The organism is Aeromonas sp. 75A (assembly GCF_051919425.1).
Classification (GTDB): domain Bacteria; phylum Pseudomonadota; class Gammaproteobacteria; order Enterobacterales; family Aeromonadaceae; genus Aeromonas; species Aeromonas veronii.
On the sequence record NZ_JBQBES010000002.1, the window covers coordinates 3,592,098 to 3,606,147 of the forward strand.

Genomic DNA, 14,050 nt, shown 5'->3' on the forward strand with positions numbered 1-14,050 from the left:
GTTAAATGAGGCCTTTTATGCTGCAAGAGTTTGAACCACTGTGAATTCGATTTGGATCGTTTGGTTACCAGAGAGACTGCTTACCGAGCGTTTTGACCTTCTGCAGGCGGTAGTAGGGATAGGTCATGACAATCCAATCTTCCTTATCTTTATGAATGATCTTGGCAATATAGAGAAAGTCGTTGTGCATCACCGAATACACATTGCTATGGAGATCCTGATGTGGTGTTGTTCGAGTCACTTTGTTTGCAATAAAAATGACTGTATCACCACGTTTCCCTAAAAAACCTTCATGTTTGAGCACTTCACCCGTAGCCTTGTTATGCACAACGCTCTTGGCATAACCAAACTTGCAGGTTGAGTAAAATGAGAAATCATCACGCTCATATTGTTGCTGATAATCACATCCTAGCCCATTGATAAATGGCGTTGCAGAATAAACTAGCAATAGAGTGAAACTAATCCATTTTATGGATTTGAAGCTGACCCAATTCTTTATCATATCCATAGAGGTAAGTTCCTTCAGACGCACTAACTTTTTTTTCAATGCATTTTACATCATGATCACTAAGCTCTGAATAACCACAAAGATTTGCCTTGTTAATCTTGTTTCGGATAATCGGAGTATCTAGTGTTGTAATAAATAGCGACCATAAGGCCATTAGCGCAAATACACTATAAAATATAATGCCAATGAAAATGGAGCCAAATTTATGTAGTTTTCTCTCATGGCTATAATTAGGCTCTATTATTTCATTTGAAGTTTTTTGGTCAACGGAAAAATCCATCAAAGAAACATCACATTCTATTTTTTTAGTGGTGCTCACGACAGAGTGAAATATATATCCTCGCCGATGACGCGTTTCAATTATGGGACCATCGGTAATTTCTGCTAACGCTTTTCTGATGTTTTTTATGGCAACGGTCAATGAATTTTGCTGTACAACCTTGCTGGGCCAGCCTGCCTCCATCAATGCCTCTTTGGATACCAGTACGTCTGGCTGATCCATCAAACATTGCAAAACCAGTATTTCACTACTGCTCAATTGTGCTGTTGTCGAGCCATTAAAAAGTAGCTCACCACTATTTATGTTTAGCGAAATCATATATCAATATCACCAAGTATCAGATCATTCAACTTTAGAATAGTGGGCGTGTTTAAAATCAAGTTGATATTGTACGTTATTTGTTAGCAACACTGCAATCAACATTCCATGATCACGTCTGTATATCAAGTTGTACGCCTGTAGAGAGCTCCATGTTTGGCGATATGTTGTTTGCAGTAGGGGATTGAAAATCGTGAAGAAAAGCATGCGCGATGATTCTCATTGAACATTAAGCCTTCAACGGATACCAAACCGCGATATAGGTCTGCAGACAGCTTCTGGCGGTTATACAGCACTACGGAGTTTTGGGTGTCTATCTATATCAGCTGTGGGTGTGCCTGAGTGGTTAATGAATGCCATTTGTAGGGTCGGCGCAGTAAGCATTGCATCTGTTGTTGAGAATAACTTTCAACAACTGCGAAAATGTGGCTTGTTAATGCTTAAATTGCCTTTTTTATAGATAGTTTTTTCACTTTTCACAGAAAAATCATCCTTTTTTCACTCAATTGTCATGGTTTCGAGTGGAAACAAACATGTCGTGTGGATATATTTTCTCTCGCCGTTTTCAAGCCTCTTAGACAGCATCAATAGGGTTGGAAATGGCGGCAAGCAGCCACAGTTGGTGAGCAAAGGTAAATCGGAAGCTTATTTATAAGTAAACTCCGGCATCCCGCTCAACCAGAGAAGGGATAACTCAAATCGTACCATTGCCTCTTTGTCTGATACGAATCGGCAGAGTGGCGGCCGTTTTTTGCATGGATGCCCACCGGAATGTGTCATTTCCGTGCGGTAGCTATGGCAAGAGAAAATTGGATTAAAGCTTATTGTCGGGAATTGTCATTTCCGTGCGGTAGCCATGGTATTTTACTAGCAGTCGACAGCCTGGCGTACAGACGATAGTGCTGGGCTGCTCATTCAAACTTGATGCTACATCCTTATCTATTAACTGAGGTGTTCAAGCCAAACGCAATGTTGATACAAAGACGCAGTCCTGCTGTGGTATTGAAAGATGTCACCTTCGGATTATTGATGCGGGAGTTGAAGACTCGCTTTGGCAATTATCGCATGGGATATACCTGGGCCTTGCTGGACCCCTTGATTACCATCGCCGTATTCTGTGTCATATTCGGTATCAGGCAGCGTAATGGTTTCGGTGGGGTTGAAGCGCCGGTGTTTATTGCTAGCGGTTATTTACCCTTTTTGATGTTTAGGAGTACTGCGAATCGCCTAATTTCGGCTGTTAGTGCCAATAAAGGGCTATTTTGCTATCGCCAGGTCACTGTCTTTGCCACCTTGTTCTCCCGATTTGTACTGGAGTCCATTATAGGGATATTGGTGGCTATTGTATTAATCCTGATTCTGGTCTGGTCTGGTTTTGATGCGATACCCGATGACCCGCTGGCGGTGATCATGGGGTATGGCACCCTGATGATCTTCTCATTTGGCCTCGGTACTCTGCTCTGCATTGTGAGCAGTCTTTCAGCCGAAGTGGACAAATTAATTCCGATCTTGATGCGTCCTCTACTCTGGATATCGGCAGTCTTTTTCCCGCTGGCGGCGGTGCCGCAAAGTTATCAGCATCTGCTGCTCTGGAACCCTATCGTGCATGCACTCGAATTGATCCGCAGTGGCTGGATTGCCGGTTTTCAAACCCAAGGGGGGAGTTGGAATTATCTGCTCGGTACCACCTTGATAACATTGGCGTTTGCGATGAGCGCCTATCGCCTGAGCCACCGTCGATTGATTGCAAGTTAAAAAATGATAACCCTCGAACATGTCAGCAAATATTACCCCACCAAATTCGGGCGTAATTATGTCTTGAAGGATGTGAACTTCACGCTGCCGGGAGATAAAAATATCGGCATTCTGGGTGCCAACGGGGCGGGTAAATCCACCCTGTTGCGCCTGCTTGGCGGCATGGATATGCCGAGCAGGGGCAAGATCACCCGCCACAATCGGGTCTCCTGGCCGCTGGCGCTGAGCGGTGGATTTCAGGGCAGCATGACTGGTCGTGAAAATACCCGTTTTATCTGCCGGATCCATGGCCTTAATGACACTCGCCGGGTCGAGGAGTGGGTCAAGGGCTTTTCCGAGATAGGCCAGCACTTTGAATTGCCTATCCGGGGTTACTCGAGCGGGATGAAATCCAAATTCTCGTTTGCAGTCAGTATGGCGTTTGATTTTGACATCTATCTGACCGACGAGATCACCTCGGTGGGGGATGCCAGGTTCAAGCAAAAGTGCATCGATGTTTTCAACCAGAAGCGAGAAACGGCGAGCCTCATCATGGTCTCCCACGATATGAATACCCTGCGCAAGCAGTGTGACATGGGGATTGTGCTGAACAATGCCAGCCTGACCCTCTACCCCGATATTGAAGAGGCCATCGCGGTCTATAAAAACCTGTAATTACCGCTCTCACATTTATTTTTCAATCACTTGCCACGATATCATTTCGGTTTGCGCGATGCGGGCCGATTGCCATCATCACTCCGGATAGTCATGAACACCAGCACCCTTAAGACGCATATCGGTCGCAAGCTGCGCAAATTCAGGCGCGACCCCAAACGCTTCCTTATCGATTCAAAGGGATATCGGGCTGCCCGTTTCTCATGGAAAAAGGCCATCAGGCTGGGCAGCTTTCTCTGGGTCTTGCTCTGCTTTGGCGTGGCGACCCTCTATTACGTTGCAATCGCCAGTGATCGCTATGTCAGCGAAGCGAGCATCATCGTCAAGCAGGCAGATCAGCTCAAGATGATGCCGGATGCCCTCTCCATGCTGGGGCTGGGTGGCAGCAATCATCAGGATGTGCAGGTGCTGCATGCCTATCTGGGTTCATGGGACATGCTGCAGCGGCTCGACAAGGCGCTCGACCTCAAGGGGCACTATCAGGGCGGTCACGCTGATTGGTTGTCACGACTCCCATGGGATGCCAGCAATGAAGAGTTTCTCGCCTACTACCGTGACCATCTCACCCTCACCCTCGACGAGCTGTCGGGGATCCTGACCATCCGGCTACAGGCATTCGAGCCCGAGTATGCCCGCGAGGTGGTGGCCCTGATGCTGAAAGAGGGGGAGGGCTTTATCAATCGGCTGGGTCATCAGGTCGCCCTCGAGCAGCTCACCTTTGTAGAAAGTGAGGTGGCTCGTTCCCACGAGCGGTTGCAGGCCGAGCGGGACAAGATGCTGGCGTTCCAGAATCGCCACAAGCTGATGAGCCCGGAGGCAACCAGCAGCGCCATGCTGGGGTTGGTGTCCGAGCTGGAGGCCGAGTTGGTGCGTCAGGATACCGAGCTCAAGCGGCTGCAAATCTACATGAATCCCAAGGCTCCCGATGTGGTGGCGGCCAAAGATCGGGTGGAAGCGCTGACCCGCCAGTTGGCACAAGAGAAGCGGCGGCTGACCAGCAACGACGAACAGTCGCTTAACGAGGTGAATGCCGACTATCAGGCGGTGCAGGTGCAGACTCAGCTAGCGGCCGACATCTACAAAACCGGCCTGGTCAGTCTGGAGCAGGCCCGGGTCGAAGCTTATCGCAAGCTCAAGCACCTGTTGGTGGTGAGTACGCCAAGTGCCGCACAGGAGGCGCAGTACCCGCGCCGCCTCTACAACCTCGCCACCATTGGCGTGCTGCTTTGCCTCTTCTATGGCTTGGTGGTAATGGGACTCGCCACCTTGCGCGAACATCAGGATTGATGGCCACTGCTACCCGCCAGCGTGGGTGGCGACCGATTGATACTCGTCCTTTTCAATACCCGATGGCTCAGTGCATAAACTTGTGCCCGGCAGGAGTTTACCTTGATTTCAACCTTGCTCTCTCGACCCCGTTACCCCGGCCGCAATCGGCGGTTAACGTCTATCCACTTCACTCTCCACTTTACTATCCGCGCCGCATCGTTGGCGCTCGTCACTGCGCTGATGATTCCGCCTGCTTACGGGCTGGGCGTCGCCCAGGAGGCGGCGCCGGTGCGCAAGGTGGTGAGCGACACCCAAACCCGCGATCCCGTCTTTGGCAACTGGCTGTTTCGCGGCGAGTTTGCCCGTGAATCATTTAACGGGTTCAACCCCGATTACCGCATCGCCATCGGCGACAAGCTGCAGGTGCAACTGTGGGGCGGGGTCGAGTTTGATCAGAGCCTGCTGGTCGATCACCAGGGCAATATCTTTCTGCCCAAGGTCGGGCCGGTCAAGGTGGCCGGGGTGCGCAACGAGCAGCTCAATGACACCTTGCTTGGCGCCATCACCCGCGTCTATCAGAAGAACGTCAGCGTCTACGCCACCCTCGATGTGAGCCAACCGGTCAAGATCTTCGTCACCGGCTTTGTCAATCAACCCGGCCTCTATGCCGGTCAATCGGGGGACTCCATCCTCTATTTTCTCGACAAGGCGGGTGGCATCTCCCCCGAGCGGGGCAGCTATCTGGATGTGGCGCTCAAGCGCGCTGGCAAAACCCTGCGCAATTTCAACCTCTACCAATTCTTGCTAAACGGCAATCTGCAGCCGACCCAACTGCGCGACGGCGATACCCTGGTGGTGGCGCCGCTGCGCTATCAGAGCACGGTGCGTGGCAAGGTGGCCAATGCCAACAAGTTTGAGATGGTCACCCCCCATATGACCCTGGCCGAGCTGTTGCAACTGGCCAGACCCGATGCCGATGCCACCCATATCCGGGTCAGCCGCAATCAGGGGGAAGATATCCGGATGGATAACTATCCCCTCAGTGATACTGCTACTTTGGCTCGGGTAATGGTCAGCAGCGGCGATACCGTGGAGGCCATCGCCGACAAGCGTTATGCCTCCATCGCGGTACGCATTGAGGGGGAGCACGATAGCGAGCAGGAGGTGGTACTGCGCTACGGCGCGCGGTTGGGTGAAGTGCTCAATGGCCTGAAGTTGACCCGTGATGCCGATATCAGCGCCATCCAGCTCTATCGCGATTCGGTCAAGGTACGCCAGAAAGAGATGCTGGGATCCTCCCTCAAGGCCTTTGAAGCGAGCATTCTCACCGCCCGCTCTGCCTCCGATGGTGAAGCGAGCTTGCGCAAGAGCGAGGCGGATCTGCTGATGCAGTGGGTTGCGCGGGCCAAAGAGATCGAGCCGAGCGGTCAGGTGGTGCTGGCCAACGCCCCCAATCTGGAAGAGGTGCGTCTTGAACCCGGCGATATCATCCGCATTCCGCGCCAGACCAATCTGGTGATGGTGCACGGGGATGTGATGTTCCCGAATGCCATTCTGGCGGATCAGAAACGCACCGTGGCGGACTATATCAATCTGGCCGGTGGCTTTACCCAGAAGGCGAGCAACTCGCGCATCCTGTTGCTGCATCGCGACGGCACCTTTAGCCAGATAGAGAAGGGGGAACTGGACGATAGCGATATTCGCGTCAGCCCGGGTGACGAGATTTTTGTCTTGCCGCAGGTTGAAACCAAATCGCTGCAAATTACCAAAGACTTTACCAGCGTGCTTTACCAGATCGCCGTGTCGGCAGGTGTGCTAGTGGCGCTCTGATGCGTATTTCTCAATATATTTTTCAACATCAAACCGGGATAAGGTGAATCCATGAAAAGCCAGCCATCTGTGGATATTCGCAGTTTTTATGATGAGGTGCCTTTTGGCGGAGATGTCATCGAGAGCATCAAACTGACGTTCAAACAGCAGGGGAAAACCCTGCTTGATCTTGCCGCCACCTTCAATAAGGCACAATATAAACTGGCCTTGTCACTGATGATCCAGTGCAAAGGGCATGTGATTATCTGCGGCATGGGAAAATCAGGTCATGTGGGGCGGAAAATATCGGCCACCCTGGCCTCTACTGGCACGCCAAGTTTTTTCGTTCACCCTGCCGAAGCGTTTCACGGGGATCTGGGGATGATCACCCCCGATGATGTGGTGGTGCTGATATCCAACAGTGGTGAGACCGATGAAGTATTGAAACTTATTCCATCACTGAAGAACTTTGGAAACCGGATTATTGCCATTACCGGCGGGATGCAATCCACGCTGGCAAAAAATGCCGATGCTGTGTTGGAAATTAAAATGCAGGGAGAGTCTTGCCCCAACAACCTGGCACCCACTACCTCGACCACCCTGACCATGGCGATTGGTGATGCACTTGCATCCGCCTTGATGAATAAACGAAACTTTATGCCCAATGATTTTGCCAGATTCCATCCCGGTGGCAGTTTGGGGCGCCGACTTCTGACCCGCTTAAAAGATGTTATGAGTACTCACCTGACTAAGGTAAGTCCAGAAACTTCACTGAAAGAGGTGATAGTGGCAATGACTAAAGATCAGCATGGTATTGCTCTGGTGATGGAAGGCGATAAATTAGCTGGAGTGATTACCGATGGAGATCTGCGTCGTTCGATGATGCGTGATGATTTTGATATAAATAAAATGACCGCAAGTTTTATCATGACTCAATCACCTATAACAGCCTCTTCGCATACCATATTGAGTCATGCTGAAGAATTGATGCGTGCAAATCATATCAAGCAACTATTGGTAGTTGATTCATACTCTCACCCAGTGGGTATTATCAACTTTTATCACTGATTTTAAAACTTTAAAACATAGTATTCTGTTATTTACTCAATTTTGTAATGATATTATATGTTTGACGTGTTGGTTATATAATAAAATCCGTCAGTTTTAATTAAGATGTTGATAACTAACCATACTCTCTATGAACATCGGAGTCTACTTATGAAAATACTTTATTTTATTGAGCCTAGAGAGGAACTTGGTAAACCTCTCTTTCGTTTTGGCTCTGTGCGCAACCATATTCACAAAGAGATAATTGCATTAAACTCCTTGGGGGAAGGGTGCGACGCACGAATTTTGACTAGTGATATTATTAAAAAAGAAGCTATTAAAGAGAATATTCTATCACAAGATGTTTTTTTTACAATTTCACAAAGGAATTTGAAAAAAAAATTTCCGAATGAACGCATTATATCCAATAAGTTTTTCAACAATACTTACTCTCAGAAAGATTTTGAAAACATGCGTCACCTATGCAAAGATGCGATTGGTGATTGGATCCCTGATGTGATTGTGTGTTATGAAGGTGCAGCCCCATACTTAAAGGATATGTATCCTACAGCTGCATTCTTGAACAGTTGCCTAGGGCTTTTTTCACGTGCGCCCTTCCCTGAGTTAGGTTGTTTTGATCCCTGTGGATTATTCAAAAATAGCTTTATAAAAAAGTTTGAAAAAGAGTTAAAAGAGTTACAAGCTACTGCATATCAGATAGAGCTATTGAATAAACTTAGAAAAACATATGAAGAATATATAGATGCACATAATCCAATCAAGGCTTCAGATATTAAATGTGGTTTTGATAAAGTCATTTTAGTCCCTTTGCAAGTTTCAGGTTATTTTGCATTTGATGACAATCTGCCCAATGATATTGAGTGTAAAAGCCAGCTAGACTTTATCCATTATGTTCTCGAAAAAACACCACCATCCATAGGTGTTTATGTAACTCTACATGGTGTAGAAGACCAATTTCTTGATGATTATAATCTGGAACAATTAAGGGGAAAATATCCTAATTTTATTTTTTGTTCAGAAGTACAAAAAGTGAAATGGTGTTCGCAATGGATTCTTCCATTCGTTGATGGAGTTGCAACAGTATCGAGCTCAGTAGGTCTTCAGGCTGCACTCTGGCATAAGCCTGTATTTACTCTAGGTGATTCACATGTTTCTGTGTTTAATGCTGGTGATTTATCTAATGCTGATAAAATCCTTGGTCGTGAACATAATTTCGATGGAGCGTTGTTCTATCTTTTGACAAGATATTACCCCCATATGCAGGATCAAGTGCAAAATCCTGAATGGTTATACTCATTTTATAAAAAAGCCATCAATAAAAATCACCATGGTGAAATTAAATTTGATTACTATGAACCACCTAAGAATGAATATGCTACAATTCATAAAATAATTGACAGTTTGAATAATGTTCAAACACTTAGTGACTTGGGGCGTTTTGCATCTCATATGTTGAATAATAAGGTTGTAGATGTTGCTCTAGCTAAAAAACGCATATTAGAACATGATGTTATTTCATTTGATATATTTGACACATTGATCACTAGGCAGCTTATGCACCCAAATCATGTTTTTGATTTGATGTGCGATGAAGCAAAAACGATTTTTAATGAAAGTGAACAAGATTTGGATAGTTATGGTGGTTATCGAAATCTTCGAGAAAGAGCGGCAAATAGGGTTTATAGAAAAATAAAATCTCAAAACGGGGAGGAATTATTATTTAAAGATATTTACAATGAAATTAGAGCTCTTACAGGGTTGACTCATAATGCGATTTTAAAACTGCGAACGCTAGAGCTAAAAACAGAAAAAGAAGTAATGACTGCTCGCACATTAGGTCAAGAGCTATATAAATTTGCCCTGTCTCAAGGGAAAACAGTGATTCTTGTGTCTGATATGTATTTAGCAAAAAATGATGTCGAATTCCTTCTGCGAAAGAATGGCGTTGATGTATATCATCAAATTTATCTCTCTAGTGAACACAATAAATTAAAAAAATCTGGCTCGTTGTTTAATGTTGTTAAATGCGATTTTAACAACAAAAATATCATCCATTTTGGAGACAACTATCATTCTGATGTTTTAAAGGCCGCAGAGTCAGGATTTACATCGATGCACTTACCATTGATTAACGATACATATCTGGAGTCACGCTTGGCTAAGGATACGTTAACTGCATCTGAAGTAACAGATTCTATAGGTGCCTCAATCATGCATGGCGTTATTTCAAGGAAGTTTTACGATAATAAATTATTTGAAAATAGCTGGTTTGATAACTCACCCTATCGGATGGGGTTTGAGGCTTGCGGGGCAATTTTACTTGGCTTTACTAAGTGGGTAATGGAGAGTGCTATACGTGATGGTGTTGAAGACCTTTATTTCTTAGCTAGAGATGGCTTTCTTGTTAAAAAAATATATGATCAAATATCAAAATATGTTCCCAATGCACCTAAATCCCATTACTTACTTGCATCAAGACGTTGTTATAGCACTGCAAGTTTAAAAACAGAGCAAGACATAATCAGTTCAACGTCATTAAGTTTTTCAAAAGTTCCTTTGTATAAAATCATGGAATCACGCTTTGGCATTTCTACGAATGAAATAAGTGCCAAGGCAATAAAAGAGGCTGGTTTCGAGAGTTTAGAACAAATTGTTGATATTAAAAGACGTAGCCAACTGAATAGATTTAAGCGCTTTCTAACAGAAAATAAGGAACTTATACTTCGCAAAGCATTAGATGAACGAGAATGTCTGTTAGAGTATTTAAATGGGATGGGACTCAATTCGGGGCGAAAAGTATCCATAGTTGATATTGGTCATAATGCATCATTGCAGTTGAGTCTTGGTAAACTGCTGGGTAATCGAAATGATATTGGAGGATATTATTTTATGACGTACCATGCAGCTAAAAAAGTTTTTGATAAGGGATTTAATGTTCAAGGTTATTTGAGTAATTTTGAGGATAATAGAAAGTCAAACCATCCTTATTGTAAAAACATAGGTATGTTCGAGTTCCTTTTTTTACCCGCGATACCATCTTTCAAGCGATTTATTAGAAATGAGATAAATGGAGAATTAGTTCCAGAGTATGTTGGAGGTAATGAGGTCGCCCGCTTTAAAGTTATTGAACGTGTTCATAAAGGTGTTGCCGATTATGTTGACAATGTGCTGAGAGTAACTAATGGTAATCTTTTATCATATGACCTATCAAAAAATGCATCTATAAACACATATATCAAATTTATCGAAAACCCATTGCCTCTAGATGCAGAGATGCTTGATGGATTATCATTTGTTGATCAATTTGGAGGGAGTGATGCCAGATATCTTATTGCCACTCCTGCATATCATAAAATAACGCGTGAGAACTATAATGACTATATAGTAGATAGCTGGTGGCGTGAGGGAGCAAAATCATTAATAAATAATGGTTACAATAATTTTAATGAGGATGGAGTTGCTACTAACATTACAGATATTTTTAAGAGAAAATATAGGGAAAAAAGCATTGCAAAAAGAAAGCTAAATAAGTTGATCAATAACCCATTGAAATTTTTTAATGATGCGAAGCTGATAAAAGCCATTGTTAATAAAGCCAACAGCCTGCCGAGTTGAACTTTTAAAAATGACATTGTGGAAATGCAATGCATATTTATGATAAATATCAGATTCAAATTTTAAAAATATCAACGCTGAGGATATACAGTGACCATTCAGACATCATTTGTCCACATCCGTAATACTCCTAATACTGGAGATCTTCATTGCACACCATTTGACTATTTTTATTTTCCTGAGGCTAGAGTTTATGATATAAATAGCTCCATACCCAAAAGCCATACTGTAATTTATGGTGGGGGAGCAATAGAACCTAAATTACGTACAGATAAAATACATCATAATGTAGAGGCAAAATATAAAATCGCTTGGGGGGTTGGAACATCTTTGAGCGGGCGTTCTACATCTCCTGAGCTAGTTGATGATATGGATTTGGTCGGCCGCCGTGAGTGGGGTAGGAAAGGTGGCATATATGTCCCATGTGTTAGTTGTATGTCAGACCTTTTTGATAAAAAATATGAAATAGATAAAGACGTGATTGTATATGCTCACGCAGTAAAACCAGGTGTTAAAGAAATCTTGGAATATGGCTTCCCAACTTTAAATAATAGAGCTCCATTTAAAGATGTGATCGAAAGTCTTGGCTCTGCAGAAACGATAATAACAAATTCTTTTCATGGTGCTTACTGGGGCACTTTACTGAATCGAAAAGTTATATGTGTACCTTTTTCCTCTAAGTTTTATGGCTATAAACATACCCCGTTAATGATTAAAGGTAGCGGTTGGAAGGAGTCATTATCAATGGGGGTTAATTATCCAGATGCGTTGAGTGATGCTAGAACACATAATATTTGTTTCTATAATCGTGTAATGGACCTAATTTCATAAACTTATGAGGTACGCTTCATAAGTATAAAAATAGTCAGAGTTTATATAAATGAAATTAAGTGTAATACGTGTGTTTACGATGTAGTACAAGGCATGGCTAGTTGTATTTGTGGGTGTAATGTAAATTAACAGCTGGTTAGCGCGTGTTCATCAAAATAGGTGCTAAAAATCAATATAATAAAGTTAAGGTTGAGTTATGTTTTTAATCGCAGGCCCCTGTGTAATTGAGTCCGAACAGCTGGTGATGGATGTCGCCGGTCGTATTAAAGAGATTACCAACAAACTGGGTATGGAATATATTTTCAAATCCAGTTTTGACAAAGCCAACCGTAGCTCAACTGGTAGTTTCCGTGGCCCCGGTATGGAGCGTGGTTTGCAGATCCTGCAAAAGGTGAAAGAGACCTATGGTTTGCGGGTGTTGACTGACGTTCATGAAGATACGCCAGTGGAAGAAGTTGCCAGTGTTGTCGATGTGCTGCAAACCCCGGCTTTTCTGGTTCGCCAGACCAACTTTATTCAGCGGGTGGCGCGCTGTGGCAAGCCGGTCAATATCAAGAAAGGGCAATTTCAGGCCCCTTGGGATATGGAGCAGGTTGTCAAGAAGTGCCATGAAGTGGGCAATCAGGATATCTGGTTGTGTGATCGTGGTACTTCCTTTGGTTACAACACCCTGATCTCCGATATGCGTGGTTTGCCCATCATGCGCCGCACCGGTTGCAAAGTGGTATTTGATGCAACCCACTCGGTACAGCAACCGGGCGGACAGGGGACCACCAGCGGTGGTCAGCGCGAGTTTGTGCCCGTGCTGGCTCGCGCCGCGGTTGCGGTGGGTGTGGATGGTCTCTTTATGGAAACCCATCCCGAACCAGCCAAGGCGCTCAGCGATGGCCCGAATATGCTGCCTCTTTCCGTCATGGAGGAGATGCTGACCGTATTGGCCGAGCTTGACAGCGTTACCCGTACTCATCGCTTCCTTGAAGACTCGCTGGTCTGAGTTATCTGATTGATGCCGTGCCGGTTTACTCACGCGATTGCGGTCGTGCGCCGTACTTTAGTGGCAAGTGTGAGCCGGTAAACAGGGAGTGCCTTGCGGTACTCCCTTTTATTTTTCTATTAAATGGTTGGTTCTGTTATGGCCTACAAAATTGTCATTCCTGCCCGATATGGCTCAAGCCGCCTGCCTGGTAAACCCCTTGCAATGATTGGTGCCAACCCCATGGTATGGCACGTCTGGCAGCGAGCGCTGGAAACCGGGTGTCCTGCCAGTGATATCTGGGTTGCTACCGATGATCAGCGGATCATGGAGGTGGTCGCCGGTTTCGGCGCCAATGTGATGATGACCGGCATCCATCACAGTTGTGGCTCCGACCGGTTGGCTGAAGTGGCTGCCATCCGGGGGTGGGGAGAGGATGAGATTGTGGTGAATGTGCAGGGGGATGAGCCCTTGCTGCCAGCCGGGATGATCGGATTGGCGGCCACTACGCTGGCGAATGATGCGGAGTGTGGTATTGCCACCTTGGCATGCCCTATCACTGATATGGCACAGGTCATGGCCGCCCAGTGTGTCAAAGTTGTGACCAACAAGGCTGATCAGGCTCTCTATTTTTCCCGTGCTCCGGTGCCGTGGGCGAGGGATCATTTCACCTCTTTGCAGAATGGGGGCGTCATGCCAGATAGCTCCTCTGCCCACTGGCTGCGGCATATCGGTTTGTATGCCTACCGCGTCAAGACGCTTAAGGCGTTGAGCCATTTGCCGCCAGCCCCCATGGAGCAGCTGGAATCACTCGAGCAGTTGCGTGCGCTTTGGCACGGTATCCGGATTGCGGTAGCGACGGTGGAGCAAGCGCCTCCCCATGGGGTCGATACTCCGGAGGATTTGGCCCGAATTCAGAGCCACTTCCTGCATGAGGTGGTGGCTGAACGTTAATTGAGAAGGGTCCGTC

At 45.7% G+C, this 14,050-nt stretch carries 11 protein-coding genes; 9 read left to right on the top strand and 2 right to left on the bottom strand.

What is annotated here, in order from left to right; translation table 11 throughout:
* Positions 1 to 64: 64 nt before the first annotated feature.
* Together ACTG2T_RS16845 and ACTG2T_RS16850 are read right to left on the bottom strand one after the other, a co-directional pair.
* Complete coding sequence (locus ACTG2T_RS16845; protein WP_330124798.1) at positions 65 to 508, bottom strand: hypothetical protein; 444 nt, start codon at positions 506 to 508, stop codon at positions 65 to 67.
* Positions 459 to 1,106, bottom strand: a complete 648-nt coding sequence (locus tag ACTG2T_RS16850) for a winged helix-turn-helix domain-containing protein (RefSeq protein ID WP_330124799.1) — start codon at positions 1,104 to 1,106, stop codon at positions 459 to 461. Before ACTG2T_RS16850 ends, ACTG2T_RS16845 begins: the two co-directional genes overlap by 50 nt.
* A gap of 969 nt (positions 1,107 to 2,075) precedes the next feature.
* On the opposite strand from ACTG2T_RS16850, the gene ACTG2T_RS16855 reads away from it, so the two are divergent.
* The 9 genes from ACTG2T_RS16855 (at position 2,076) to kdsB (ending at position 14,034) form a co-directional block, all read left to right on the top strand.
* Positions 2,076 to 2,861 (top strand): ABC transporter permease, encoded by a 786-nt coding sequence (locus ACTG2T_RS16855; protein WP_330124800.1) that lies wholly within the window; start codon positions 2,076 to 2,078, stop codon positions 2,859 to 2,861.
* A 3-nt stretch (positions 2,862 to 2,864) separates the two neighbouring features.
* Entirely contained in the window at positions 2,865 to 3,515 is a 651-nt protein-coding gene (locus tag ACTG2T_RS16860; protein ID WP_330124801.1) for an ABC transporter ATP-binding protein, read from the top strand.
* 93 nt (positions 3,516 to 3,608) lie between these two features.
* The gene (locus ACTG2T_RS16865) at positions 3,609 to 4,802 is read left to right on the top strand and encodes a sugar transporter (RefSeq protein WP_330124802.1); all 1,194 of its coding nucleotides are present in this window, start codon (positions 3,609 to 3,611) and stop codon (positions 4,800 to 4,802) included.
* Positions 4,803 to 5,024: 222 nt separating this feature from the next.
* On the top strand, positions 5,025 to 6,614 hold the full coding sequence (locus ACTG2T_RS16870; RefSeq protein WP_330124858.1) for a polysaccharide biosynthesis/export family protein: 1,590 nt from the start codon (positions 5,025 to 5,027) through the stop codon (positions 6,612 to 6,614).
* A gap of 51 nt (positions 6,615 to 6,665) precedes the next feature.
* Entirely contained in the window at positions 6,666 to 7,661 is a 996-nt protein-coding gene (locus ACTG2T_RS16875) for a KpsF/GutQ family sugar-phosphate isomerase (RefSeq protein WP_330124803.1), read from the top strand.
* 150 nt (positions 7,662 to 7,811) lie between these two features.
* Complete coding sequence (locus ACTG2T_RS16880; RefSeq protein WP_330124804.1) at positions 7,812 to 11,276, top strand: hypothetical protein; 3,465 nt, start codon at positions 7,812 to 7,814, stop codon at positions 11,274 to 11,276.
* Positions 11,277 to 11,366: 90 nt separating this feature from the next.
* Positions 11,367 to 12,107: a hypothetical protein gene (locus tag ACTG2T_RS16885; protein WP_330124805.1), complete on the top strand. Its 741-nt coding sequence runs from the start codon at positions 11,367 to 11,369 to the stop codon at positions 12,105 to 12,107.
* Positions 12,108 to 12,303: 196 nt separating this feature from the next.
* Positions 12,304 to 13,101 (top strand): 3-deoxy-8-phosphooctulonate synthase, encoded by a 798-nt coding sequence (gene kdsA / locus ACTG2T_RS16890; RefSeq protein ID WP_330124806.1) that lies wholly within the window; start codon positions 12,304 to 12,306, stop codon positions 13,099 to 13,101.
* A gap of 138 nt (positions 13,102 to 13,239) precedes the next feature.
* Positions 13,240 to 14,034 (top strand): 3-deoxy-manno-octulosonate cytidylyltransferase, encoded by a 795-nt coding sequence (gene kdsB, locus ACTG2T_RS16895; RefSeq protein WP_330124807.1) that lies wholly within the window; start codon positions 13,240 to 13,242, stop codon positions 14,032 to 14,034.
* Positions 14,035 to 14,050 lie beyond the last annotated feature (16 nt).